The organism is Arthrobacter sp. Cr_A7 (genome assembly GCF_029222765.1).
In the GTDB taxonomy this organism is placed as follows: Bacteria; Actinomycetota; Actinomycetes; order Actinomycetales; family Micrococcaceae; genus Arthrobacter.
Genome location: NZ_JARHXQ010000063.1, coordinates 36233 through 61085, shown reverse-complemented (window position 1 = coordinate 61085; position 24853 = coordinate 36233). Strand labels below are relative to the sequence as shown.

Here is a 24853-nt window from a genome sequence, read left to right as displayed (position 1 = left end):
CCTGGCGGCTAACTAAGCAGAAGGATCGCACGCATGGAACTACTTTAGCGCACCGAAGCATCGCGGTGCCGCCGCATGCGCGGCCCTGTCCGGCGCGGCAGCGCAGGAATACACTGGGGTCCGCGAGGCAACAACTGATCCGGACCGGTGACTCCCGTGAGCGAAGACATCCTGTTTCCCCCTCTGGGCCATCCCGCCGCGCTGGCAAGGGAAACCGTCGGCAGCAAGGCCGCGGCGCTGTCAGGGCTGGCCGCAGCCGGGTTCCCGGTCCCTGCCGGTTTCGTTGTAACCGGCACTGCCCTTGCAGCAGCCAGGGCGCAGGACGCCGGCGCCGGGCTGGATGGTGCACTCCAGGCCGCCGCCCGCAGGGCCGGGTCCGGCCCCTATGCAGTCAGGTCCTCTGCCGCCGCCGAGGACCTGCCCGGGGCGTCGTTCGCGGGCATGTATGAGAGCTACCTCAACGTGTCCGCCGCTGGCCTGGCCGCCGCCGTCGAACGCTGTTGTGACGCTGCCACGGCGGACCGCATCCGCGCCTACGAGTCCAGCCTCCAGCAGCATCGCGATGACCTTGGTCCGGCTCAGGCAGGCGGGGGCATGGCCGTCCTGGTGCAACAGATGGTGGATGCCGCGGCCGCAGGCGTCGCCTTCACCGCCAACCCCCTGACCGGGGACCGCAGCGAAACCGTCATCTCCGCTGTCCCGGGGCTGGGTGAAAGCCTCGTCTCGGGCCTGCAGACAGGACAGGAATGGATCGTCCGGGCGGGACTGCCTGTGCCGGCGCGCGGGAAGGGCGCAGTCATCTCGGGTGAAACCGCGACGGCGGTGGCCGCCGTCGCGGGCAGGATCGCCCGGCATTTCGGCTGCCCGCAGGACATTGAATGGGCGGTGGACCGCGCCGGCCACGTCCAGATCCTGCAGGCCCGCCCGATGACCGCCCTGCCTGATCCCGTGGTGTGGGAACCGCCAGGCAAAGGTATCTGGGTGCGGAATTTCCGGCTGGGCGAGTGGCTGCCCGAACCTGTGACGCCCTTATTCATGGACTGGCTGGTCCCGCGGATTGATGACGCCTTCAACGGGACATTGGGAGAGACCCTGGGAGTCGCCGCGCCCGTGCGCAGCGGGGTGGTCAACGGCTGGTATTACCTTTCCCCGCCCAGTCCCACGTCCATCCCCCGGATGCTCTTCGGTGGGGCGGCCAGACAGTCCTTGTCGTTCTTCATCAACGCGGTCCTGCGGCCCACGTTCGACCCGGCAGGTGCGGACAGGAAGGTCCTTCGCGGCCTTGAGGGCACATGGCGCCAAGAGTGCCTGCCTGCTTACAAGGCCCTTATCGACTCATCGCGGCCGGCAGTGCCTGCTGCAACAATGCCGGAACTGATTGCCGTTGTGGATGAGGTGGCCCGGCAGGCTGGGGAATACCTCTGGTTTATTTCGGCCACAGGCGGCGCCGCATGGAAAATGGAAGTTGCTTTGGGCAGGTTTTGGCGCCGGCACCTCGCCGGCGCGCTCGCAGCAGCAGCACCGGGTTCGGAGAACGCCATGGGGTACCAGGTCCTTCTGGGCGGCCTGTCGCCCCTGCCTGCCGTTGTTCCCCATGCCGTATACAGCATCGACTGGTACCACCCGACGGCGGGTGAACGCTTCCCCTCCCACGCGGAGCCGGGTGGCACGTCCGGGCCGCTTCCCGCCACGGTGGCAGCTGAGCGGCGAACAATAACTGAGGCGGCGTGCCGCGCGGTACTCAGGGGAACCCCTCGGCTGGAGAAGTTCGAAGTCCTCCTGAGCGTGGCACAGCACTACGCAATCCTCCGCGAAGAGCAGGTCCGGGACTTCACCCTGGGCTGGCCACTGCTTCGCCGCTGTGCCGCGGAGCTGGGCGCCCGTCTCCATGACCGCGGAATCATCGCGGCCCCTGACGACGTCTACTTCGTGACGCTGGATGCCCTGCGTACGGACGCGCCGCCCCAGCAGGACGCCGTGTCCCGGCGCCGGGCTGACTGGCTCCGGCAGCGGAAGCTGGCAGCCCCGCTGACCCTGGGTAGGATGCCGCCGCTGCTGGGCAACGCCTTTGACCGCATTGCCAATTCGGCCCGGAGCACCAGGAACCTGCCGGGCGGTGCCATCGTGGGGCATCCGGCCAGTCCCGGCCGGGCCATGGCCGGGCGCGCGTGGTTGACGGCCCCGGGGAGTTCGCCCGGTTCATGCCGGGCGAAGTCCTGGTAGCGAGGGTCACGGCGCCGGCCTGGACCCCGCTTTTCACCGATGCCGCGGCAGTAGTCACCGACGGCGGCAATCTGGCAGCGCACGCCTCCCTGATTGCACGCGAATACGGCATCCCCGCAGTGGTGGGCACGGGCAACGCCACCCACGTCCTGAGAACGGGACAGTTAGTAACAGTCGACGGCAACGCCGGCACCATCGAAACCCACGAGGGCTGAAAGAAGCCAGGAAACGAGGAAGGCGGCCCCTCGCCCGGGTGTGGTGGGCACCGCGGAGCGGGCGGGGCAGGGGCCGTTTTCCTCGTTCAAATTGGGTTACTTCACGTCCTCGTCCACCCAATCCATGGACTTGGTGACGGCCTTCCTCCACAGCCGCAGCTGCCTGTCCTGTTCGGCCTGGTCCAGTTGGGGTTCCCAGCGCTTGTCCTCGGACCAGTTGGCCGAGAGTTCGCCGAGGTCCTTCCAGAAGCCGACGGCGAGGCCTGCGGCATAGGCTGCGCCGAGGGCAGTGGTTTCCACCACCATGGGACGGATGACCGGCACGCCCAGGATGTCCGCCTGGAACTGCATCAGCGCGTCGTTGGCGACCATGCCGCCGTCGACCTTCAGTTCGGTGAGCGGCACGCCGGAGTCCGCGTTGACCGCGTCGAGCACCTCGCGGGTCTGGAATGCGGTGGCTTCCAGTGCGGCACGGGCGATGTGGTTCTTGTTGACGAAACGGGTAAGGCCCACGATGGCGCCGCGCGCATCGGACCGCCAATAGGGGGCGAACAGGCCGGAGAACGCCGGCACGATGTACACACCCCCGTTGTCCTTGACCGATGCGGCCAGGGTTTCCACCTCGGGAGCGCTGCTGATCATTCCCAGGTTGTCCCGCAGCCACTGGATGAGGGAGCCGGTGACGGCGATGGAACCTTCCAGGGCGTAGTGGGGTGCGGCGTCGCCCAGTTTGTAGCCCACCGTGGTGAGGAGGCCGTTCCTGGAATGGACGATCTCTTCGCCGGTGTTGAAGATCAGGAAGCAGCCGGTGCCATAGGTGTTCTTGGCCTCGCCGGCCTGGAAGGCTGCCTGGCCGAAGGTCGCCGCCTGCTGGTCGCCCAGGATACCGGCCACCGGAGTTTCCCTGAGCAACTGGGACGTATGCACGCGGCCGTACACCTCCGAGGAGGATTTGATGTCCGGCATCATGGACCGCGGGACCCCGAAGATCCCGAGGATTTCGTCGTCCCACTGCAGGGTCTCCAGGTCCATGAACAGCGTGCGGGAGGCATTGGTGGCGTCGGTGACGTGGACTCCGCCGTCCACGCCGCCGGTCAGGTTCCAGAGGACCCAGGCGTCGGTGTTGCCGAACACCAGGTCACCGGCCTCGGCTTTTTCCCGGGCCCCTTCCACGTTGTCCAGGATCCACATGATCTTGCTGCCGGAGAAGTAGGTCGCCAGCGGCAGGCCCACCTTCTGTTTGAAGCGGTCCGCTCCCCCGTCCCTGGCCAGCTCATCCACGATGCCCTGGGTGCGCGTGTCCTGCCACACGATGGCGTTGTACACGGCCTCGCCGGTGGTCTTGTCCCACACCACAGCGGTTTCGCGCTGGTTGGTGATTCCGACGGCGGCAATATCGTGCCGTGTCAGGTTTGCTTTGGCAAGGGCGGAGGCGATGACCTCCCGGGTGTTGTTCCAGATCTCGGCCGGGCTGTGCTCAACCCATCCCGCCTGGGGGAAGATCTGTTCGTGTTCCATCTGGCCCGACGAGACGACCGCCCCGCCGTGGTCAAAGATGATCGCGCGGGTGCTGGTGGTGCCCTGGTCGAGGGCGAGTATGTACTGGTTCATGTGACGTCCTTGTCTTGGTGGCGGCTGTTGGCAAGCGCCCGTCCCTGCAATGATCGCACCGGACTCGTGACAAGCCCTGGAAGCCACCGCGCGGAGGCTGGCGCATTTCGAAGGCCAGGCCACACTGACTGGGTAGAGTCGATGGTATGAGAACCTCACCCAAGCTCAGCCTGAACAACGGCGTGCTGATCGACCAGCTCGGTTTCGGGCTGTACAAGGTGCCTGCCCGGGACGCGGAAGGGCTGGTCGCCGTCGCACTAGGTGCCGGCTACCGGCGTTTCGACACCGCGGCGATGTACGGCAATGAACTTGGCGTGGCCCGCGGCGTCGGCCCGCAGCTCAGCACGCAACCTTGCAGCGGCGGGTCGGGCGAGTCTTTTCCGGCATTGTCCAGGGAGGGCGTGTTCATCACTACCAAGGTGTGGAACGACCACCACGGCTATGACGCCACGCTGCGGGCCTTCGATACGTCCATGGTGAACCTGGGGCTGGACTACGTGGACATGTACCTCATCCATTGGCCCTGCCCACGGAAGGGGCTCTTTCCGGAGACCTACCGGGCGCTCGAGACGCTCTACCGGGAAGGCAGGGTGCGTGCCATCGGCGTCAGCAATTTCCAGCCTGCCCACCTGGACCGCCTGCTGCAGACGGCCGAAGTGGTTCCGGCCGTCAACCAGGTGGAACTGCACCCGTGGCTGCAGCAGGAGGAACTGCGCGGCAAGCACCGCGAGCTGGGCATCATGACCGAAGCGTGGAGCCCGCTGGGCCGCGGCCAGGTCCTGGCTGACCCTGTTGTCCAGGCGTGCGCGGCGGAACACCGCAGGACCCCCGCCCAGATCATCCTCCGCTGGCATGTGCAGCTGGGGCACGCCGCCGTGCCCAAAGCCAGCTCCGAGGCGCGCATCCGGGAGAACCTGGACGTGTTCCGCTTCGAACTTTCCGAGAGGGACATGGCTGCACTCGCAGGACTTGAGCGGGGACAGCGCACCGGCTCCCATCCGGACAACGTCAACTAAGGCCACGATCCATGAAAACAACAAACCCCGGGCCATCAGCCGCGCCTGCCTACATCAGCCCGGACCTGGCGGCACGCACCACCGCCTCCACCGTGGAGCTTGACGGAACCAAGGTCGCCTTCTGGACTTATGACCCCCAGGAAACCGGCCCGGACACCCGGACCATCCTGGTGATCCACGGGTTCCGCGGCGACCATCACGGCCTCCTGCGCGTTGCGGACCACCTTCCGGACATGCGCATCATCATGCCCGACCTTCCCGGGTTCGGCAGTTCCGGGCCTTTCGACTCCGGCCCCCACTCCGTGCAGCGCTACGGCCAATTCATCACAGACTTCATGGCGGCCCTGGATCTGGGACCGGACACGGTCCTGCTGGGGCACTCCTTCGGGTCCATCATCGCGGCACACTTTGTGGCAGAGCACCCGACGGCCGTTACCCCGCTGATCCTCATCAACCCCATTGCCGCTCCGGCCCTCGAGGGGCCCAAGGGAATCATGACCCGGCTGGCCGTGCTGTACTACCGGCTCGCCGCGCGGCTCCCCCGTCCCCTGGGACTGGCGCTGCTCCGCAGCCCGCTCATCGTCCGGGTGATGAGCGAAGCGATGGCGAAAACCGGCGACCGCAACCTCCGCCGTTTCATCCACGGCCAGCACCATGCCTACTTCAGCGCCTTCGCCAACCGGGACAGCCTGCTCGAGTCCTTCACCGCATCGGTCAGCAGCCATGTTGCGGAGGTGGCCGCACGCCTGGCCCTTCCCGTCCTGCTGATCGCCGGCGAGAAGGACGAGATCGCCACCCTCCCCGACCAGCACCGCCTGCTGGCCCTGCTCCCGGACGCGGAACTCCGGGTGATTCCCGGGGTGGGACATCTGATCCATTACGAAACTCCCGGGCCGGCCGCCACCTACATCCGCAGCTTCCTGAAGGACCACCCCGCATGAAGATCGTCATCGATGCCCGGTTCACCAGGACTGACCACCATGACGGCATCAGCCGCTACGGGGCAAGCCTGATCGCCGCGACCGCAAAAATCGCTGACGTGTCCATGCTCATCTCCGACGTCCGGCAGCTGGCACTGCTCCCGGACGTTCCCTACACCCTGATCAGCAGCCCGCTCTCACCGCTGGAACTGTTCGTGGCCCGGAAGGTCAACGCCCTGGGGGCCGACGTTGTTGTGTGTCCCATGCAGACAATGGGCACCTGGGGGCGCAGGTACGGGCTCGTCCTGACCCTGCACGACCTGATCTACTACGAGCACCCGGAACCGCCCGGGTTCCTGCCCGCCCCGGTGCGGTTGCTGTGGCGGCTCTACCACAAGGCGTTCTGGCCGCAACGGCTGCTCCTTGACCGGGCCGACACGGTGGCCACCATCAGCCGTACCACTGAGGCACTGATTGCCAAGTACCGCCTCACCCGCCGCCCGGTACGGATCATCAGCAACGCCCCGCAGCCGGAGCAGGACCCGCGGCCGGCGGATGCAGGTGCCGAACGGTCCATTGTCTACATGGGGTCTTTCATGCCCTACAAGAACGTGGAAACCATGGTGGCCGGCATGGCAGAGCTTCCCGGCCACACCCTCCACCTGCTCAGCAGGATCACGCCGCAGCGGCGGGCAGAGCTGGAGTCCCTGGTTCCACCGGGCGCCTCGGTGGTCTTCCACAACGGCGTGACGGACGAGGAGTATGCCGCATTGCTGAGGACTGCAACCGCGCTGGTGAGCCTTTCCCGGGCCGAGGGGTACGGCCTTCCGCTGGTGGAGGCCATGGCGCTCGGCACGCCCGTCATCGCCAGTGACATTCCCATCTTCCGTGAAGTGGGCGGTGACGCGGCAACATACGTGGATCCGGCATCCCCGCAGCAGTTCGCCGAAGCGGTGGCAAAGCTTCAGGACGGCGAACGGTGGCAGGAGGCGTCCCGCCGGGCCGTCAGCCGCGCACGTGAGTTCAGCTGGGAGGAGTCCGCCCGCCAACTGGTGGACGTCGCGGCAGAAATTGTGAAGCGGCGCCGCTAAAGGACATCGACCCCGTCCAGCCGGACCTGGACGGGTTCCATGGTGCGCTTGGCCGCCGCTGCTGCCCGTGTCACCCGCAGCACGCGGACGACAGCGGCCGCCTGGCTGTACGGGAAGAACAGCAGGGTGCGGACGTCCTCGGCCGGGCGCCGGGGTGAGGGCTGGCTGTTAAGCAGCACGGGTGCCGGGCCTGCAGTCCGCAGGGTGATGCCCGCCGTCCCGAGTTCTGCTTCCACGGCTCCGGTGTAGTGTTCGACGGCGGAGCGCGGCCCGGTAACGGACGCAATGCGCACCGCCGGCGGAAGCTGCAGTTCGGTCCGCAGGGACAGTTCCCGCTGTGCATAGCCGGCCGGGTCCCAGCGCAGCAGGGCTCCCACAGCGGCGGTCTCTGTGGCGGTCACCACCACCAGGCCGCCCTCGGGTGCCGGGCGGACCAGGGCTGCGGCGTTGAACCAGCGGCGCACGGTGTCTTCTCCGGCACGGAGCGTTTCGCGGCGCAGCAGCGAATCACCGTCCAGCAGCAGAGCCGCCGCATAACCGCCGTCGGCCACCGGTTCGGCCCCCAGCGTGGCCACCACCAGGGCCTTGCCCCCGCCCACCGAGGCCTTCACCTGGTCGCCGGAGGAGGTGATGACGGTTTTTCCGGGGAACGCACGGCCGAGTTCTTCCGCCGTTCGCAGGACCCCGGTGGCACCCTTGCGGAGCCGGCGGCCACCGCAATGCGGGCACCGCCAGTCCGGGGCCGGCGTGGAACACCAACGGCACTGGGGCATGGCGGACGTACCGGCAAGAGCGAGCGGCCCCTGGCAGGCTCCGCACCGGGCGGGCTCGCGGCAGGTCTCGCAGGCGAGGGACGGCGCGTAGCCGGCGCGGGCCACCTGGACCAGGACCGGGCCGCGTTCGAGGCCCTCCTTGGCAGCACGCCAGGCGGCACCGGGAAGGCGGGCAATGGTGGCCAGCGGATCCCGTTCCTGCTCGAAGCTGTCCGCGGTGTTGACGACCCGCGGCACAGTCCGGCGGGTGGCTGCACGCTCCGACTCAACGGGCAGTGCCCAGCCGGCATCCACAAGCCGCTGGACCTCGGTGCTCCGGGCATGACCTGCAAGCAGGCACGCGGCGCCTTCCTGCCCGGCGCGCAGGAGCAGGACCTCCCGGGCATGGGCATAAGGTGCGCGCTGCTCGATATGGAGGTCGTCGCCGTCGTCCCAGCACGCCACCAGGCCAAGCTCTTTGACGGGGGCGAAAGCGGCGGACCTGGTGCCGATGGCCACCCGGGCGGTCCCTGCCAGCAGGCGCAGGAAGTTCCGGTACCGGGGGGTGGGGCCATCATCTGCGGCGAGCCTGGCCACGGCTTCCTCCGGCAGCACTTCCTTGAGCGCGCCTTCGAGCCGGTCCAGGTCGCGGTAGTCCGGCACCACAAGCACGGCACCGCGTCCTGCAGCGTACGCAGCGGCGGCCGCCTCGGCCAACAGGCGGGGCCAGCCGGCCGGGCCGTATCCCTGCAGCGGGTTGAGAACGGCACGGGGGGCACCGCCGTCGGCAAGATGCCTGAGGAAAGCGGGGCCGTTCCGGTAAGCGGCCCAGGCGGAGGCAGGGGCAGGCGGCAGGCCGTCGTCGTCCTGGCCTGTGCCCTCCGGCTGCGCAACCGTTCCGGCCTCCGCGCCTGCGCCGGGAAACTCCTTTTCCAGCCGGGCCACCCTGGGCGGTACGGCAACGCGGAGGACATCACTCACGGTCCCCGCATAACGGGCGGCAACGGCGGTGGCCAGGTCACGTACGGCCGGCGTCAGGACCGGGACCGGGGACACCACCTTCGACAGCGGCACCAGGGTGTGCCCGGCATCCGGTTCGGCAACCCGCTCCAGGACAAAACCGCTGAGGTCCTGGCCGTTGAAGCTGACCTTGACCCGGACGCCCGGCTGGGCGGCGTGGTCGAGGGCGGCAGGAACTGCATAGTCGAAGGGGCGGTCCAGGTGCGGCAGGGACGACTCAACCAGTACCCGGGCCACGGGGAGATGGCCGGCCAGGGTGATCCCCGCAGGCAGCTTCCGCGACGGAAAGCCCTGCAGCAGGGAGGGCTGAACGGCATGCCCGGACCCGGCGGGAAAGTCCAGCCCGGGCTGGACTGGGTTGTCAGCAACCATTGCGGCTACCTCCATTCAGCTCCCGGGTGGACATGCCAAGCCAAGCACCGGGCACTGACATTTGCGCCAGGGGCCCGGATGCAATGTTCCTAGGCGTTGAAGAAAGCCTTCAGCTCGTCTACGCGGTCCAGGCGCTCCCAAGTGAAGTCGGGTTCGTCGCGGCCGAAGTGTCCATGGGCTGCAGTCTTGGCGTAGATGGGGCGCTTCAGGTCCAGTGCGTCGATGATGGCACGCGGGCGCAGGTCGAAGATTTCGGCGATGGCAGCGCTGATCCGGGCAGGATCGACGGTTTCGGTGCCGAAGGTTTCCACGTAGGTGCCCACCGGGCGGGCCTGGCCGATGGCGTAGGCAATCTGGATTTCCGCCCGCTTGGCCAGCCCGGCCGCCACCACGTTCTTGGCAACCCAGCGCATGGCATAGGCCGCGGACCGGTCCACCTTGGACGGGTCCTTGCCGGAGAAGGCCCCGCCGCCATGGCGGGCCATGCCGCCGTAGGTGTCAACGATGATCTTGCGGCCGGTCAGGCCGGCATCGCCAACGGGGCCGCCAATGACGAATTCGCCGGCGGGGTTGAGGATGTTCTTGGTCCGCGAAATATCCAGGTTGGCGCCTGCCAGGACCGGGTCGATCACGATGGCGGCCAGGTCTGCCCGGAGCTGCTCCAGGCTTGCGCCTTCCGCGTGCTGGCTGGAGATGACCACGGTTTCCACCGAGACGGGTACGTCCCGGTCGTAGCCCACGGTCACCTGGGTTTTGCCGTCCGGGCGGAGGTAGGCCAGTTCACCGGATTTCCGGACTTCGGTGAGCCGTTCCGACAAGCGGTGTGCCAGCCAGATGGGCGTGGGCATGTAGGAGGGTGTTTCGTCGCTGGCGTAGCCGAACATCAGGCCCTGGTCGCCGGCGCCCTGCAGGTCGTAGTCGTCCTCCTGGCGTCCCTCGCGGGCTTCCAACGAATTGAAGACGCCGCCGGCGATGTCGTTGGACTGCTGGCCGATGGAAACCGAGACGCCGCACCGGGCGCCATCGAACCCGTTGGCCGAGGAGTCGTAGCCGATCCCCAGGATGGTCTCGCGGACGATCTGCGGGATTTCAACGTAGGCGTCGGTGGTGACCTCACCTGCCACGTGCACCAGCCCGGTGGTGGCCATGGTTTCCACGGCTACCCTGGATTCCGGATCTGCCGCCAGCAGGGCGTCCAGGATAGCGTCACTGATCTGGTCGCAGATCTTGTCCGGGTGGCCTTCGGTGACCGACTCGGAGGTGAACAGCCGGAGCGCGGTGGGCGCGGCGCCGGAGGTCTGGGGAAGGTGCAGGGGTAAAGTCACTCAACTACCTTACTGGTTGGAGTCCGTACGCCCCGTTGGAGATGTCCCCGTGCTAAGCGAACGTGGCGGGGAACACTCAGGCCCGGGGCGAAACGTGGTTCAGTTCAAAGCCGATCCGGCTGATGATGGCAGCGGCAACCTCTGTCTTGGTTCCGGCCGCCTCCTGTGGTTCGGAGCCTGACCGCGCCAGGATGACCACGGAATTGGTGTCCTGGCCAAACACTTTGTCGGAGCCGACGTGGTTGACCACCAGCAGGTCGCATCCCTTGCGCTGGAGCTTCGCCTGCGCGTAGGCCAGGACATCGCCGTGGCTGTCTCCGGTTTCGGCGGCGAATCCGACGATCAGCTGGTGATCGCCTGCCGGGCCGGCAGCGTTTGGAAGTGCACTGTTACGCAGTTCCACCAGTTCATGGAGGATGTCCGGGTTGCGGACCAGGGTGATGACGGGGTCGGCGCTGTCATCGCGTTTCTTGATTTTGGTGTCCGACACCTCAGCGGGACGGAAATCTGCCACGGCAGCGGACATGATGATGACGTCGGAGTCAGCGGCGGCTGCCAGTGCCGCCTCGCGAAGCTGCAGGGCTGTTTCCACGGGCACCACGTCGACGCCGGCGGGCACAGGAACTTCCATGTGGGCGGCGAGCAGCCGGACCGTGGCCCCGGCGTTGCGCGCGGCGACGGCCAGCGCTACCCCCTGTTTCCCGGAGGAACGGTTGCCGAGGAACCGCACGGGATCGAGGGGTTCGCGGGTTCCGCCGGCGCTGATGGTGACGGTGCGGCTGGCCAGCGGCAGCTGGTAGTCGGTCTGTCCCTGCACCAGGGCCATGGCGGCGTCAAAAATGACCTGCGGCTCGGGCAGCCGCCCGGGACCGGAATCGGCGCCGGTGAGCCTGCCGGTGGCGGGCTCGAGGACTGCGGCACCGCGGGTACGCAGCATCTCCACGTTGGCGCGGGTGGCGGCGTGCTGCCACATCTCCGTATGCATGGCGGGCGCGAACAGCACCGGCCCGCGGGCCATGAGGAGGGTGTTGGTGAGGAGGTCTCCGGCTTGTCCGGTGGCAGCCTTGGCGAGCAGGTCCGCCGTGGCCGGTGCGACGACCACGAGGTCGGCCTCGTGGCCGAGCCTGACGTGGTTGACCTGGTGGACGTCGTCAAAAACGCTGTTGCTGACCGGGTTCCCGGACAGCGCCTCCCAGGTGGCGGTGCCGACAAAGCGCGTGGACGCCTCCGTGGGAATCACCGTGACGTTATGGCCGGCTTCAGTAAAAAGCCGGAGGAGCGATGCCACCTTGTAGGCGGCAATCCCTCCCCCGACTCCGAGGACTATGCGCACGTGACCTCCGTCAACAGCAAGTCAGATAAGCGGCAGGATTACTCTGCGGCTTCGATCGGTGTGGAAACCAGCTTGCCTTCGTTGATCTCGCGCAGTGCGATCGAGAGCGACTTTTCGTTCAGCTTGGTGTCTACCAGCGGGCCGACGTACTCGAAGAGGCCCTCGTGCAGCTGCGCGTAGTAGGCGTTGATCTGACGAGCACGCTTGGCACCGAAGATCACCAGGCCGTACTTGGAGTCGGCTGCTTCAAGCAGCGAGTCGATCGGCGGGTTGATGATGCCTTCAAGGTTCGTGGACACGAATTCTCCAAATTTCTAGCGGGCTGACGGTTCCGGCAGGTGTGGGTGCGGCGTCAGCCCCATGAGTGAAACAAGCTCGTCCGCTGCCCGGCGGACGTCGTCATTGATGACGGTGTGGTCGAACTCCGGTTCAGCAGCAAGTTCCAGTTTAGCGGTTTCCAGCCGCCGCTGCTGTTCCTCGGGTGTTTCGGTGCCGCGGCCCACCAGGCGGCGCACCATTTCGTCCCAGGTGGGCGGGGCCAGGAACACGAACTGTGCGTCGGGAACGGCCGCCTTGACCTGCCGGGCGCCCTGCAGGTCGATCTCCAGGAGCACCGACCGGCCCTCGGAGATGGCCTGGTTCACCGTGCTCTTCAGGGTGCCGTAGGTGTTCTGGCCATGCACCACGGCCCATTCCAGGAGTTCCCCGGCAGCAATGAGCTGCTCGAACTCCTCCTTGGTTTTGAAGAAGTAGTGGACGCCGTCCACTTCGCCGGGCCGGGGAGCCCTGGTGGTGGCCGAGACGGACAGCCAGACCTCGGGGTAGTTGTCGCGGATGTAGGTGGACACGGTGCCTTTGCCAACAGCCGTCGGACCTGCGAGGACTGTCAGTCCAGGATTCTTGCTCACGTATTCCTTTGCCGGAGTTCGGGGATGGCCGGCCGCAGGCCGCCCTAATGCTCGTCTATAAAATCTACCAGCGCCCGGCGCTGGTGCACGCCCAGGCCGCGGACCCTGCGGGACGTCGCAATACCCAGCTGGTCCATAATTGCCGCTGCCCGGACCTTACCGATCCCCGGCAGTGCCTCAAGGAGCTCTGAAACCCGCATCCGCGCCAGGGCGTCGTCCTCCATGGCGGAGTTGATGATGTCCGCCGCGGACCTCTCGCCGTTTTTGAGGCTTTCCTTGGCAGCGGCCCGGGTAGCCCTGGCCGCGGCTGCCTTGTTCAGGGCGTCAGCCCGTTCCGTCGCGGATAGCGGTCGCAGCACCATGAAGGACACCCCCGGATTCGGCGGATTATGTCCAAGGGCGGCCGCCCTTGGACCTGTCCTGAAACTACCCTTTGGTGCTGCCTGAATCAATGCAAAACGCTAAACGGAGCGCTATTCGGCGCGCAGCCCGCCCAGCGTCCGCAGGGCAGCTTCGCGAAGTCCGTGCAGGTCAGGCCCGGCCGAGAGGATGTCCCGGCTGGAGGTGCCCAGAACGTACCGGTAAGCAGCCCCGAATGTGGCCCGAAGGTCCTCCGGCGTTGCCCCCTGGGCTCCCAGTCCCGGGGCCAGGATGGGGCCGCGCACGGCCGCCAGGTCCAGGTCCAGTTCGGTCAGGGCGGACCCGACGGTTGCGCCGACCACCAGCCCGACGGAGCCGAGGCCCCCCTGATAGCGGGCGTTTTCCGCGGCTGCTGCCTCCGTGATCCGGCGCGCCACGGAGTCAGCTCCCCCGACGTGCTGGACCGAGGCACCCTCGGGGTTGGAGGTCAGGGCGAGGACGAACACTCCCCGTCCGGTCTCCGCTGCCAGGTCCAGGGCGGGACGCAACGACTCGAACCCCAGGTAGGGGCTGAGGGTGACAGAATCCGCGGCCAGCGGGGATCCGTCGCGGAGCCAGGCGTCGGCGTAGGCGGCCATGGTGGACCCGATGTCGCCGCGCTTGGCATCGGCGATGGTAAGCACCGATTCATCCCTGGCAGCGGCAAGAAGCTCTTCCAGCACAGCCATCCCGGCCGAGCCGTGGCGTTCGTACAGGGCCACCTGCGGCTTGACCGCGGCAGCGAGCGAAGCCACCGCCTCCAGGACTGTCAGTGAAAAGCGCCGCAGCCCGGCGGCGTCGTCGTCCAGCCCCCAGCCCTTCATCAGCGCAGGGTGCGGATCGATGCCCACGCACAGCGGGCCGCGGGCGGCCATGGCCGCGCCGAGCCGGGAGCCGAAAGACTCCCGGCCGGCTGCGGATACCTGCTCAGGCATGCTGGAGGGCCGCCTTCTGCGAGGCCGCCAACGCCGCGGCGTGCTCCTGCAGGCTGGTGACGGACCACTCGTAGGTGCGCATGGCTTCGATGGCCTGGACCGCGGCGTTGAACTCGGCCACCGTGGTGATGCAGGGGATGCCGATGGACGTTGCGGCGGCACGGAGCTCATAGCCGTCGCTGCGGGCTTCGCCGCCGGACGGGGTGTTGAAGACCATGTCGATCTCGCCGGCGATGACGAGATCGGCAATGGTGCCTTCGCCTTCGGCGCTGCTGCCCTCGGCCACCTTGCGGACGGGGGTCGCCTGGATGCCGTTGCGGCGCAGGACGTCCGCCGTGCCCCCGGTGGAGACGATCTCGAAGCCGAGGTCCGAGAGGCGCTTGACGCCCATGATCACCGAGCGCTTGTCCCGGTTGGCCACGGAGACAAAGATCTTGCCTTCGGTGGGGAGGGCGTTGTTGGCGCCGGCCTGGCTCTTGGCGAAGGCGGTGTCGAAGTGCTTGTCGATGCCCATGACCTCGCCGGTGGAGCGCATTTCCGGGCCGAGCAGGGAGTCGACGACCTTGCCTTCCAGGGTACGGAAGCGGCTGAACGGCAGGACTGCTTCCTTGACCGAGACGGGGGCGTCCAGGGGCAGGGTGGAGCCGTCGCCGGTTTCCGGCAGCATCTTGTAGGCAGTGCGCAGCTGGTTGATGGTCACGCCGGTGCCGATCAGGGCTGCGGCCTTGGCCATCTGGACGCCGGTGGCCTTGGACACGAAGGGCACGGTGCGGGACGCGCGCGGGTTGGCTTCCAGGACGTACAGGACGTCGGATGCCAGCGCGAACTGGATGTTGATCAGGCCGCGCACGCCCACGCCTTCGGCGATGGCGCGGGTTGCGGTGCGGACCCGCTCCAGGACGTTGCTGCCAAGGGTGATGGGCGGCAGGACACAGGCGGAGTCGCCGGAGTGGATGCCGGCTTCCTCGATGTGCTCCATGATGCCGCCCAGGTACATGTCCGTGCCGTCAAAGAGCGCGTCGACGTCGATTTCGACGGCGTCCTCAAGGAACCGGTCGATCAGCACCGGATGGTCCGGGGTGATTTCCGTGGCGTTGGCGATGTAGCGGGAGAGGTTGGGCTCGTCGTAGACGATTTCCATGCCGCGGCCGCCCAGGACGTAGGACGGGCGCACCAGCACGGGGTAGCCGATTTCATCCGCGATCTTCTTGGCGTCCTCGAAGGAAACGGCGGTGCCGTTCTTCGGAGAGATGAGCCCGGCCTTGTCCAGCACGCGGGAGAACATTCCGCGGTGCTCGGCGAGGTCGATGGCCTCCGGGGACGTCCCAAGGATGGGAACACCGGCGTCAGCCAGCTGCTGCGCGAGCTTCAGGGGTGTCTGGCCGCCGAGCTGCACGAACACGCCCATGACGCCGCCGGTGCGTTCCTCCGCAGCGATGACCTCCAGCACGTCCTCGAGCGTGAGCGGCTCGAAGTACAGGCGGGTGGAGATGTCGTAGTCGGTGGAGACGGTTTCCGGGTTGCAGTTGACCATCACGGTCTCGTAGCCGGCCTTGCGCAGTGCCATGGAGGCGTGGACGCAGGAGTAGTCGAACTCAATACCCTGGCCGATGCGGTTGGGGCCGGAACCCAGGATGAGAATGGACGGCTTGGAGTGCAGCGCCACCTCGTCCTCCTCGTCATAGGCCGAGTAGTGGTACGGGGTGTACGCGGCGAATTCGGCGGCGCAGGTGTCCACGGTCTTGTAGACGGGACGGATGCCCAGTGCCTGGCGGACCCCGCGGACCACGGCCTCCGGGTTGTGGGTGAGCGCACCGATCTGTTCGTCGGAGAAGCCGTGGCGCTTGGCGCGCTGGAGCATCTCCTTGGTGAGGGCGCCGGCCTGGCGGATCTCGTGGGAGATCTCGTTCAGCAGCTGGAGCTGGTCAAGGAACCAGGGGTCGATCTTGGTCGCCTCGAAGAGCTGCTCTACCGTGGCGCCGCCCAGGAGGGCGCGCTGGACCTGGTGCAGGCGCTCGGTGGTGGGGCGCTTGGCCTTTTCGATCAGCTCTGCCACTTCCCATTCCGGGACGCTGCTGAAGTCCAGCTGAGAGCCCTTCTGCTCGAGTGAGCGCAGGGCCTTCTGCAGGGCTTCGGTGAAGTTGCGGCCCATGGCCATGGCTTCGCCCACCGACTTCATGGTGGTGGTGAGGGTGTTGTCCGCGGCCGGGAACTTCTCGAACGCGAAGCGCGGAACCTTGACGACGACGTAATCGAGGGTGGGCTCGAAGGATGCCGGGGTCTTCTGGGTGATGTCGTTGGGGATTTCATCGAGCGTGTAGCCCAGCGAGAGCTTGGTGGCGATCTTGGCGATGGCGAAGCCGGTGGCCTTGGACGCCAGTGCCGAGGAGCGGGAAACGCGGGGGTTCATCTCGATGACCACCACGCGGCCCGTTGCGGGGTCGATGGCGAACTGGATGTTGCAGCCGCCGGTGTCCACGCCCACTTCCCGGATCACGGCGATGGAGATGTCGCGCAGCCGCTGGTATTCACGGTCGGTGAGGGTCAGCGCGGGGGCGACCGTGATGGAGTCGCCGGTGTGGACGCCCACGGGGTCGAAGTTCTCGATGGAGCAGACAACAACGACGTTGTCGTTCTTGTCGCGCATCATCTCGAGCTCGTATTCCTTCCAGCCGAGGATGCTCTCTTCGAGCAGCACCTCGCTGGTGGGGCTGTACTGCAGGCCCTGGCCCACGATGCGGCGGAGGTCATCCTCGTTGTAGGCCAGGCCCGAGCCCAGGCCGCCCATGGTGAAGGAGGGGCGGACCACCATGGGGTAGCCCAGGTCTTCGGCGGCTTTGAGGGCCTCGTCCATGGTGTGGATGATGTGGCTGCGGGCCGATTCTGCGCCGCAGCGCTCCACGACGCCCTTGAACTTCTCGCGGTCCTCGCCCAGTTCGATGGCGGCGATGTTGGCGCCGATGAGCTCCACGTTGTACTTCTCGAGGACGCCGTTCTTGTCCAGGGCAATGGCGGTGTTCAGCGCGGTCTGTCCGCCCAGGGTGGGCAGCACGGCGTCCGGGCGTTCCTTGGCGATGATCTTCTCCACCACCTCGGGGGTGATGGGCTCGACGTAGGTGGCATCGGCGAACTCGGGGTCGGTCATGATGGTGGCCGGGTTGGAGTTCACCAGGATGACCCGGAGGCCCTCCTCTTTGAGGACGCGCAGCGCCTGGGTGCCGGAGTAGTCGAACTCGGCCGCCTGGCCGATCACGATGGGTCCGGATCCGATGACCAGAACGCTCTTAAGGTCAGTTCTCTTGGGCATTACTTCTTGTCCTCAGTCTTGTTGTCAGCGGCGTTGCGTTCGATCGGATTGTGCACGGAGTCCACAGGCTCCTTGGACAGGTTGGCGGTCCTGCCGTCCCGGGTTCCCTCCATCAGCTCGATGAAGCGGTCGAAGAGGTAGGCGGCGTCGTGCGGGCCGGCGGCTGCCTCCGGGTGGTACTGCACGGAAAAGGCCGGGATGTCCAGGCAGGCGAGGCCTTCAACGACGTCGTCGTTCAGGCTGACGTGGCTGACCTCGACGCGCCCGTAGCGTTCTTCCGGAGCCTGCGTGGCGCCGTCGAGCGGTGCGTCCACGGCGAAGCCGTGGTTCTGCGAGGTGATCTCCACCTTGCCCGTGCGGCGGTCCATCACGGGCTGGTTGATGCCGCGGTGGCCGTAGCGGAGCTTGTAGGTGCCGAACCCCAGGGCGCGGCCCAGGATCTGGTTTCCAAAGCAGATGCCGAAGTACGGCAGCTTCTCGTCCAGGACGGAGCGGAGCAGCTTCACCTGGACGTCGGCGGTGGCGGGGTCGCCGGGGCCGTTGGACATAAAGACACCGTCCGGGTTGACGGCCTTGACGTCTTCCAGGGTGGCGGTGGCCGGGAGGACGTGGACGCGCACGCCGCGCTCGGCAAACCGGATGGGCGTCATGGCCTTGATGCCGAGGTCGATCGCGGCGATGCTGAACCGCGCGTCACCGTCCCAGCCGTGGTCCTTGGGATCAACGACGTAGGCCTCGTCCACGCTGACTTCCTCCGCCAGGCGGGCGCCCTCCATGGGGGCGCTGGCCAGGACGGCGTCGAGGAGTTCCTTGTCCGTTGCCTGCGCGGCGTCGCCCGAGAAGATGCCGGCGCGCATGGTCTTGTGCTCGCGCAGGTGGCGGGTGATGGCGCGGGTGTCAACGCCCTGGATGCCCACGATCCCCTGCTCGGCCAGTTCCTCATCGAGGGAACGCTCGGAGCGCCAGTTGGAGGGCCGCCGGGCGGCGTCGCGGACGATGTAGCCGGCAACCCAGATGCGGCGGGATTCGGCGTCCTCGCTGTTGACGCCGGTGTTGCCGATGTGCGGGGCGGTCTGGACCACCAGCTGGCGGGCGTAGGAGGGGTCCGTGATGGTTTCCTGGTACCCGGTCATGCCGGTGGCGAAAACGGCTTCGCCCAACGCGGTTCCGGTGGCTCCGTAGCTGGTCCCGCGGAAGATGCGGCCGTCCTCGAGGACGAGGACTGCCGGAGCGGAGGTGGTTGCTGTCACTGTATTCGCTTTCACTGCTGGGTCTGTGGCTGCTGTCTGGTTCGCTGCTGGTGTGGTCGCTGCGTGGTCCGTCACTGTCTTACTTTCCACTGTTGGCGTCGGCCGCCGGGGCTGAGGAAATCAATTGCTGAAGTGCTGTGAACAGCACGTCCTTGTCCGCGGCACGGCGGGTGCGGAACCCGGTGTCCAGCTCATGGGAGCCGAGCACCCATGTCACCACCAGCAGGCCGTCCTTCTCGACGAACTTGCCGGCCATGCCGCTGTCCTGCCGTACGCCGTGCAGGGAGGCGGCCGGAATGTAGAGCGCCGGGGCCCCGGAGCGGTCGAAGAGGACTCCGTGCGGGTACACCGCGAGGGTGGACGTGGTGCGGATCCCGAGGCCGTGCACGGCGATCCGGTCAAGCCAGTCCCCGCCGGTGGTGGTCGCAATGTACTGGCCCTCCGCGACGGCGAGGGGCTCGCCGGGTTCCGCAGGCACCGGGGGCAGCTGTTCGACGTCGGACTGGCGCTTCAGGCGGTTCCGCCAGCCCAGCCAGATGAGGCCGAACGCGACGGCGATGAGTGCCAGCGTGATGGCCAGCGAGAGCAGCTGGGTATCCATCAGGCAGCGCCTGCGGACGCCGCATGCGGGTACGGGGTGTTGAGTTCGCCGTCCAGGACGGTGGGGTGTCCCTTGAAGAAGGTGGCCACCACCTTGCCCGGCAGCTCCCGGCCCTTGAAGGGCGAGTTGCGGCCCATGGTGGCCATGCGGAACGGGTCCACGGTCCAGCGCGCCGCGGGATCCACCAGGATGACGTTGGCGGGTTCCCCTGCTTCCAGGGGACGGCCCTGGTCCTCGAGCCGGCCGATGCGTGCCGCCGCGGTGGAGGTGACGCGCGCGAAGTCCGCCCAGCCCATCAGGCCGGTTTCAATCATGGTGTGCTGCACCACGGACAAGGCGGTTTCCAGGCCGGTCATGCCCATGGCGGCCTGCGCCCACTCGCACTCCTTGTGCTCGCTGGGGTGCGGCGCATGGTCGGTACCCACAACGTCGATGGTGCCGTCTGCCAGCCCTGCGCGCAATGCCTGGACGTCCGCGTCCGTGCGCAGCGGGGGGTTGACCTTGTAGACGGGATCGTAGCTGCGGACCAGGTCATCGGTCAGCAGCAGGTGGTGCGGCGTCACCTCGGCGGTGACGTTGATGCCGCGTTCCTTGGCCCAGCGGATGATTTCCACCGAGCCGGCTGTGGAGACGTGGCACACGTGCAGGCGGGAGCCCACGTGCTGGGCCAGCAGGACGTCGCGGGCGATGATGCTTTCCTCTGCCACCGCGGGCCATCCGGTGAGGCCCAGTACCGCGGACACCTCGCCTTCGTTCATCTGGGCACCGGCCGTCAGCCGCGGCTCCTGCGCGTGCTGGGCCACTACGCCGTCGAACGCTTTGACGTACTCCAGGGCGCGGCGCATCAGGACGGGATCGTGGACGCAGATGCCGTCGTCGGAGAACATGCGGACCCGGGCGCGGGAATCGGCCATGGCGCCAAGTTCGGCCAACTGCTCCCCCGCGAGGCCCACGGTGACCGCGCCGACGGGCCGCACATCCACCCAACCGGCCGTCCGGCCCAGCGAGTAGACCTGCTCCACCACGCCTGCGGTGTCCGCCACGGGGGTGCTGTTGGCCATGGCGTGGACGGCGGTGTAGCCGCCCAGCGCTGCTGCGCGGGTTCCTGTTTCCACCGTCTCGGCGTCCTCGCGGCCCGGCTCGCGGAGGTGCGTGTGCACGTCCACCATGCCGGGCAGTGCCACCAAGCCGGCGGCGTCGATCACGGTGGCCCCGTCGGCTGAAAGGCCGTTGCCGGTTTCGGCGATGATGCCGTCACGGATCAGCAGGTCCGCCGGTTCACCGCCCAGGATGGAGGCGCCTTGGATCAGATAGGTTCCGGTGTTGCCTGCCATCAGTTGGTCTCCTTGGTGGAATGGGTGCCGGCGTAGGCCAGGGCGGGAGTGGCGGCTGGTTCGCGGGTGTCCCCGGAGAGCAGCAGGTAGAGGGCGGCCATCCGCACCGACACTCCGTTGCGGACCTGGTCCAGCACGGTGGAGCGGGGTGAGTCAGCGGCGGCTGCGGAGATTTCCAGGCCCCGGTTCATGGGGCCGGGGTGCATGATGATGGTGTCCTTCATGCCGAGCTTGTCGAGGGACCGGAGGCGGGTGTCGTCGAAGCCCCAGCGGCGGGAGTATTCGCGGGTGGTGGGGAAGAATGACGCGTTCATCCGTTCGCCCTGGACGCGGAGCATCATGACGGCGTCGACTCCGCCTTCGAGGGTTTCGTCCAGGTTGTAGCTGACCTTGCAGGGCCATTTTTCGACGCCGATGGGCAGCAGCGTGGGCGGCGCCACCAGGGTGACATCCGCGCCGAGGGTGCGCAGGAGCCAGACGTTGGAGCGGGCAACCCGGGAGTGCAGGACGTCGCCGGCGATGGCGACGCGCATTCCTGTGAGATCGGCGCCTTCGGACCCGGTGCCGGCCAGGCGCGACCAGTGCCGGCGCATGGTGAAAGCGTCCAGCAGTGCCTGGGTGGGGTGTTCATGGGTGCCGTCGCCGGCGTTGATGACGCCGGCGTCGATCCAGTCCGTCGCGGCCAGCCGGTGCGGTGCCCCGGAGGCCCAGTGGCGGATGACGACGGCGTCCGCGCCCATCGCGGAGAGCGTCTGGGCGGTGTCCTTGAGGGACTCGCCCTTGGACACCGAGGATCCCTTCGCGGCGAAGTTGATGACGTCCGCGGAGAGGCGCTTGGCGGCCGCTTCGAAGGAGATGCGGGTGCGGGTGGAGTCCTCGAAGAAGAGGTTTACCACCGTGCGGCCGCGCAGGGCGGGGAGCTTTTTGACTTCACGGTCGCCGACAGCCGCCATTTCCTCGGCGGTGTCCAGGATCCGGATGGCGTTCGACCGGCTGAGGTCCTGGGTGGAGAGCAGGTGCTTCACGAGCCGCCTTCGATCACTACTTCATTGACAGGGGTGCCGCCGGCGGGCGTGTCCGTTTCTTCCAGCCGGACCCGGACTTTTTCGGCGGAGGAGGTGGGGAGGTTCTTGCCCACGTGGTCTGCGCGGATGGGGAGTTCGCGGTGGCCCCGGTCGATCAGCACGGCGAGGCGGACGATGCGGGGGCGTCCGAGGTCGATGAGGGCGTCCAGGGCTGCGCGGATGGTGCGGCCGGAGTAGAGGACGTCGTCGATCAGGACCACCACCTTGTTGTCGATGCCCGTACGCGGCAGCTTGGTGGGGTAGGGCGGGCGTGTCCCCTGGTGCGAGAGGTCGTCCCGGAACATGGTGACGTCGAGCTGGCCGACGATGGCCGCGGCGTCAACAGTGTTGTCCGCGGCGGCGATTTTTTCGGCGAGCCGGACTGCCAGCGGATAGCCGCGGCGTGGAATGCCCAGCAGGACGAGGTCCTGGGAACCCTTGTTGGCCTCGAGGATCTCATGGGCGATACGAGTGAGGGCCCGGTCAATGTCCGCCTGGCTAAGGACTACCCTGGCTGGAACCGGTGCGCTGGTGACAGAAGTCAACGCTCGTCTCCCCTTTCCCCGCCTCACAGGACGGAATTAAAAAAGGATCATGTGCGTACCAAAATTACCACATGGGCTCCGGCCGGCCGGTGCCGGCGGGACGCGGTGCTGGTCACATCCGCGGCGCCACCGCAGCGGGGTCCTTGGTGCGGCGGCGCCTCCCCCCTAGGCTTTCGGATATGTCGATGTATCCACGCCAGCCGTACCAGGGCCCGCCGGAAGATCCACACTTCGGAAGGTCCGGGCCGCTCCCCCGCGAGGCGAATCCGAGCTGGATGGGGCACGTTGAGCCGGAAAACTACCGCCCTGCGCCGGGCCATCAGGGCAGGCCCGTGAACGCGGTGGTTCCGCCGGAGTTCCAGGGCGCGGCAGTACGTGCGGCCCGGACCCGCGGCGGCCTGCTGGGCCTCACCGTGGCCGGCAGCACGCTGGCGTTCCTCAGCCTGTTCCTGGTGGTGCCGTTCCTGCTGTCCAACACCGGCACGGCGGGTTTCCTGATTGGATTCCTGGCCTCGCTGCTCCCGCTGTCCGCGGTGCTCCTTGCGGTCTACGTCATCGACAAGTGGGAACCCGAGCCGAAGCGCCTGCTGTTCTTCGCCTTTACCTGGGGCGCCGCCGTGTCCATCGCCGTCACGCTCCTCATCCAGCCGTTTTTTGTGCTCACCTTCCAGTTTTCGGACGTCCCTGACCTGCAGACGTACATGGCGACCGTGCAGGCGCCCATCGTGGAGGAGTTTGCCAAATCCCTCGGCCTGCTCCTGCTTCTCCTTTTCGCGAGGAGGCATTTTGACGGGCCCGTGGACGGTGTGGTGTTCGCGTTCACCATCGCGGGCGGCTTTGCCTTCACCGAAAACATCCTGTACTTCGGGCGGGCAATTGCGGAATCGGCGAGCCCGGCCAGCGACTTTGCCCAGGTCTTTTTCCTCCGCGGCGTGATGTCCCCGTTCGCCCATGCAATCTTTACAGGCACCACGGGGCTCATCATGGGCTTCGCCGCCAGGCGCTGGCATACGGGTGCCTCGGTGGCCGCTTTCGTTGTGGGGCTCCTGCCGGCCATGTTCCTGCACAACCGCTGGAACAGCATGGGCCAGGGCTTCCTGGTGGACTACATCCTGGTCCAGGTGCCCATCTTTTTCCTCGCGGTGGGTGGCATCATCCTGCTGCGGGTGGCCGAGAAGCGCCTGACGCGCCAGCGGCTGCTGGAATACTCCGCCGCCGGCTGGTTCACCCCGGCCGAGGTGGAGCTCCTCGCGACGCTGGGCGGCCGGCGCACGGCCCTGAGCTGGGCGGGCGGTTATGGCAGGAAGCGGCAGATGAAGGAATTCCTGAAGGCCGCGACGCACCTGGCGAACACCAGGCAGCGCATCCTGAGCGGACGCGACGTCCAGCTGCACCAGGCTGAGGAACGGCAGCAGCTGCAGCGCATCCTTGCCCTGCGGGCGGCAGTCGCCGCCTGAGGCCCCGACGGCGGAATCCTTAGTTAATAGCGAAAGGGCCGGCCTCCATGGTGGTGGAAGCCGGCCCTTGTGCCGATGTGCCGGGTGGCCGCGACTGGCTAGGCGAGCAGCGAAGGCTTCAGCTGCTGCAGCCGGCCCAGGAGTCCGTTGATGAACTGGGGCGACTCGTCGGTGGAAAGCGTCTTGGCGAGTGCCACGGCTTCGCTGACCGCCACGCCGTCCGGGACGTCGTCGTTGTAGAGCAGTTCCCAGGTGCCGATCCGCAAAATGATGCGGTCCACGGACGGCATCCGTTCCAGGCTCCAGCCCTGCGAGTAGGTTTCCAGGAACTCATCGATGGCGGCCTGCTGGGACAGCACGCCCTCAACGATTTCCAGTGTGTAGGGATTGATGATTTGGTCGGTCTTTTCCCTGCGCGCCCGGAGGACGTCGAAAGCTGACACCGAGCGCTGCTCGGCCTCGAAAAGAACGTCCAGCGCCCTGTTGCGGGCTTTACCGCGTGCGCTCACTACTCGGTGACCCGGCCGAGGTAGCTGCCGTCGCGGGTGTCCACCTTGACCTTGGTGTTGTTCTCGATGAACAGCGGGACCTGGATCTCGTAGCCCGTTTCGAGGGTGGCGGGCTTGGTGCCTGCGGAGGAGCGGTCGCCCTGCAGGCCCGGCTCGGTGTAGGTGATCTCCAGCACAACGCTCGGCGGCAGTTCGATGTAGAGCGGGGTGCCCTCGTGGATGGCGATGTTGACCATCTGGTTTTCGAGCATGAAGTTGGTGGCGTCGCCCACCGTGGCGCCCGAGACCGTGATCTGGTCGTAGTCCGAGGTGTCCATGAAGACGAAGTCTGCGCCGTCCTGGTACAGGTACTGGTAGTCGCGGCGGTCCACCGTCGCGGTTTCGATCTTGAGGCCGGCGTTGAACGTCTTGTCCACAACCTTGCCGGACATCACGTTGCGCATCTTGGTCCGCACAAAGGCTCCGCCCTTGCCCGGCTTGACGTGCTGGAATTCAATGATGTTCCAGAGCTGGCCCTCAAGCTTCAGGACCGTTCCGTTCTTGATGTCGTTAGTGGTTGCCACTGGTTTCCTCTGGTTTCTGTGTCTGGTTACGTGGTCAGACGTTCTATGCCGGCCAGGCAGGCCATACGGCTTGCCGGCGCGTGTTTGTCAAAAATCGCGTGGT

At 67.1% G+C, this 24853-nt stretch carries 22 protein-coding genes; 6 read left to right on the top strand and 16 right to left on the bottom strand.

From position 1 onward, the window contains the following. Positions 1–156: 156 nt before the first annotated feature. Both P2Q66_RS03840 and P2Q66_RS03835 read left to right on the top strand, forming a co-directional pair. Entirely contained in the window at positions 157–2223 is a 2067-nt protein-coding gene (locus tag P2Q66_RS03840) for a PEP/pyruvate-binding domain-containing protein (RefSeq protein ID WP_275725697.1), read from the top strand. Then, positions 2202–2438 carry a PEP-utilizing enzyme gene (locus P2Q66_RS03835; RefSeq protein WP_275725694.1) on the top strand — a complete coding sequence of 79 codons (237 nt, stop codon included), beginning with the start codon at positions 2202–2204 and terminating at the stop codon, positions 2436–2438. The genes P2Q66_RS03840 and P2Q66_RS03835 overlap by 22 nt, the downstream gene beginning before the upstream one ends. 96 nt (positions 2439–2534) lie before the next feature. Here P2Q66_RS03835 and glpK read toward each other — a convergent pair whose 3' ends face one another. Then, complete coding sequence (glpK, locus tag P2Q66_RS03830; protein ID WP_275725692.1) at positions 2535–4049, bottom strand: glycerol kinase GlpK; 1515 nt, start codon at positions 4047–4049, stop codon at positions 2535–2537. 146 nt (positions 4050–4195) lie between these two features. On the opposite strand from glpK, the gene P2Q66_RS03825 reads away from it, so the two are divergent. From P2Q66_RS03825 to P2Q66_RS03815, 3 genes are read left to right on the top strand one after another with little or no spacing between them, the layout of a single operon-like run. Beyond that, complete coding sequence (locus P2Q66_RS03825; protein ID WP_275725689.1) at positions 4196–5065, top strand: aldo/keto reductase; 870 nt, start codon at positions 4196–4198, stop codon at positions 5063–5065. Between the two features lie 11 nt (positions 5066–5076). Continuing rightward, positions 5077–6006, top strand: a complete 930-nt coding sequence (locus tag P2Q66_RS03820; RefSeq protein ID WP_275725687.1) for an alpha/beta hydrolase — start codon at positions 5077–5079, stop codon at positions 6004–6006. Beyond that, a complete protein-coding gene (locus P2Q66_RS03815; protein ID WP_275725685.1) occupies positions 6003–7076 on the top strand; it encodes a glycosyltransferase family 1 protein in 1074 nt (357 codons plus the stop codon). The genes P2Q66_RS03820 and P2Q66_RS03815 overlap by 4 nt, the downstream gene beginning before the upstream one ends. Here the strand turns inward: P2Q66_RS03815 and P2Q66_RS03810 are convergent. The 13 genes from P2Q66_RS03810 to pyrR form a co-directional block, all read right to left on the bottom strand. Next, positions 7073–9220, bottom strand: a complete 2148-nt coding sequence (locus tag P2Q66_RS03810; RefSeq protein ID WP_275725682.1) for a primosomal protein N' — start codon at positions 9218–9220, stop codon at positions 7073–7075. The two genes, P2Q66_RS03815 and P2Q66_RS03810, sit on opposite strands and share 4 nt — an antisense overlap. An 89-nt stretch (positions 9221–9309) precedes the next feature. After that, positions 9310–10545, bottom strand: a complete 1236-nt coding sequence (metK, locus tag P2Q66_RS03805) for a methionine adenosyltransferase (RefSeq protein WP_079596195.1) — start codon at positions 10543–10545, stop codon at positions 9310–9312. Positions 10546–10621: 76 nt separating this feature from the next. Continuing rightward, a complete protein-coding gene (coaBC, locus tag P2Q66_RS03800; protein WP_275725678.1) occupies positions 10622–11878 on the bottom strand; it encodes a bifunctional phosphopantothenoylcysteine decarboxylase/phosphopantothenate--cysteine ligase CoaBC in 1257 nt (418 codons plus the stop codon). Positions 11879–11916: 38 nt separating this feature from the next. Further along, on the bottom strand, positions 11917–12177 hold the full coding sequence (rpoZ, locus tag P2Q66_RS03795) for a DNA-directed RNA polymerase subunit omega (protein ID WP_003800778.1): 261 nt from the start codon (positions 12175–12177) through the stop codon (positions 11917–11919). A 15-nt stretch (positions 12178–12192) separates the two neighbouring features. Then, positions 12193–12786, bottom strand: a complete 594-nt coding sequence (gene gmk / locus P2Q66_RS03790) for a guanylate kinase (RefSeq protein ID WP_115525755.1) — start codon at positions 12784–12786, stop codon at positions 12193–12195. Between the two features lie 44 nt (positions 12787–12830). Further along, a complete protein-coding gene (mihF, locus tag P2Q66_RS03785) occupies positions 12831–13148 on the bottom strand; it encodes an integration host factor, actinobacterial type (RefSeq protein ID WP_176156798.1) in 318 nt (105 codons plus the stop codon). Between the two features lie 111 nt (positions 13149–13259). Beyond that, the gene (pyrF, locus tag P2Q66_RS03780; RefSeq protein ID WP_275725656.1) at positions 13260–14120 is read right to left on the bottom strand and encodes an orotidine-5'-phosphate decarboxylase; all 861 of its coding nucleotides are present in this window, start codon (positions 14118–14120) and stop codon (positions 13260–13262) included. Beyond that, the gene (carB, locus tag P2Q66_RS03775; protein ID WP_275725655.1) at positions 14113–17427 is read right to left on the bottom strand and encodes a carbamoyl-phosphate synthase large subunit; all 3315 of its coding nucleotides are present in this window, start codon (positions 17425–17427) and stop codon (positions 14113–14115) included. The genes pyrF and carB overlap by 8 nt, the downstream gene beginning before the upstream one ends. After that, entirely contained in the window at positions 17427–18677 is a 1251-nt protein-coding gene (gene carA, locus P2Q66_RS03770) for a glutamine-hydrolyzing carbamoyl-phosphate synthase small subunit (RefSeq protein ID WP_275725654.1), read from the bottom strand. The genes carB and carA overlap by 1 nt, the downstream gene beginning before the upstream one ends. Before the next feature lie 79 nt (positions 18678–18756). Then, a complete protein-coding gene (locus P2Q66_RS03765) occupies positions 18757–19278 on the bottom strand; it encodes a hypothetical protein (RefSeq protein WP_275725652.1) in 522 nt (173 codons plus the stop codon). Then, positions 19278–20612 carry a dihydroorotase gene (locus P2Q66_RS03760; RefSeq protein WP_115525751.1) on the bottom strand — a complete coding sequence of 445 codons (1335 nt, stop codon included), beginning with the start codon at positions 20610–20612 and terminating at the stop codon, positions 19278–19280. The genes P2Q66_RS03765 and P2Q66_RS03760 overlap by 1 nt, the downstream gene beginning before the upstream one ends. Then, entirely contained in the window at positions 20612–21637 is a 1026-nt protein-coding gene (locus P2Q66_RS03755; protein WP_275725651.1) for an aspartate carbamoyltransferase catalytic subunit, read from the bottom strand. The genes P2Q66_RS03760 and P2Q66_RS03755 overlap by 1 nt, the downstream gene beginning before the upstream one ends. Further along, entirely contained in the window at positions 21634–22221 is a 588-nt protein-coding gene (pyrR, locus tag P2Q66_RS03750; protein WP_079596204.1) for a bifunctional pyr operon transcriptional regulator/uracil phosphoribosyltransferase PyrR, read from the bottom strand. The genes P2Q66_RS03755 and pyrR overlap by 4 nt, the downstream gene beginning before the upstream one ends. Positions 22222–22400: 179 nt before the next feature. Here pyrR and P2Q66_RS03745 point away from each other — a divergent pair, with 179 nt between their 5' ends. Further along, complete coding sequence (locus P2Q66_RS03745) at positions 22401–23678, top strand: PrsW family intramembrane metalloprotease (protein ID WP_275725649.1); 1278 nt, start codon at positions 22401–22403, stop codon at positions 23676–23678. A gap of 98 nt (positions 23679–23776) precedes the next feature. Here P2Q66_RS03745 and nusB read toward each other — a convergent pair whose 3' ends face one another. Then, positions 23777–24187 carry a transcription antitermination factor NusB gene (gene nusB, locus P2Q66_RS03740; protein ID WP_079596206.1) on the bottom strand — a complete coding sequence of 137 codons (411 nt, stop codon included), beginning with the start codon at positions 24185–24187 and terminating at the stop codon, positions 23777–23779. Further along, positions 24187–24750 carry an elongation factor P gene (gene efp, locus P2Q66_RS03735; RefSeq protein ID WP_050054941.1) on the bottom strand — a complete coding sequence of 188 codons (564 nt, stop codon included), beginning with the start codon at positions 24748–24750 and terminating at the stop codon, positions 24187–24189. The genes nusB and efp overlap by 1 nt, the downstream gene beginning before the upstream one ends. Between the last annotated feature and the right edge of the window lie 103 nt (positions 24751–24853).

Excerpts from the sequence above, each read along its gene's own strand:
- P2Q66_RS03835 (WP_275725694.1), top strand. The coding sequence starts at position 2,202 with ATGCCGGGCGAAGTCCTGGTAGCGAGGGTCACGGCGCCGGCCTGGACC.
- P2Q66_RS03760 (WP_115525751.1), bottom strand. The coding sequence starts at position 20,612 with ATGGCAGGCAACACCGGAACCTATCTGATCCAAGGCGCCTCCATCCTG.
- P2Q66_RS03815 (WP_275725685.1), top strand. The coding sequence starts at position 6,003 with ATGAAGATCGTCATCGATGCCCGGTTCACCAGGACTGACCACCATGAC.
- pyrF (WP_275725656.1), bottom strand. The coding sequence starts at position 14,120 with ATGCCTGAGCAGGTATCCGCAGCCGGCCGGGAGTCTTTCGGCTCCCGG.
- P2Q66_RS03745 (WP_275725649.1), top strand. The coding sequence starts at position 22,401 with ATGTCGATGTATCCACGCCAGCCGTACCAGGGCCCGCCGGAAGATCCA.
- P2Q66_RS03765 (WP_275725652.1), bottom strand. The coding sequence starts at position 19,278 with ATGGATACCCAGCTGCTCTCGCTGGCCATCACGCTGGCACTCATCGCC.
- mihF (WP_176156798.1), bottom strand. The coding sequence starts at position 13,148 with ATGGTGCTGCGACCGCTATCCGCGACGGAACGGGCTGACGCCCTGAAC.
- carB (WP_275725655.1), bottom strand. The coding sequence starts at position 17,427 with ATGCCCAAGAGAACTGACCTTAAGAGCGTTCTGGTCATCGGATCCGGA.
- P2Q66_RS03820 (WP_275725687.1), top strand. The coding sequence starts at position 5,077 with ATGAAAACAACAAACCCCGGGCCATCAGCCGCGCCTGCCTACATCAGC.
- glpK (WP_275725692.1), bottom strand. The coding sequence starts at position 4,049 with ATGAACCAGTACATACTCGCCCTCGACCAGGGCACCACCAGCACCCGC.
- P2Q66_RS03825 (WP_275725689.1), top strand. The coding sequence starts at position 4,196 with ATGAGAACCTCACCCAAGCTCAGCCTGAACAACGGCGTGCTGATCGAC.
- P2Q66_RS03810 (WP_275725682.1), bottom strand. The coding sequence starts at position 9,220 with ATGGTTGCTGACAACCCAGTCCAGCCCGGGCTGGACTTTCCCGCCGGG.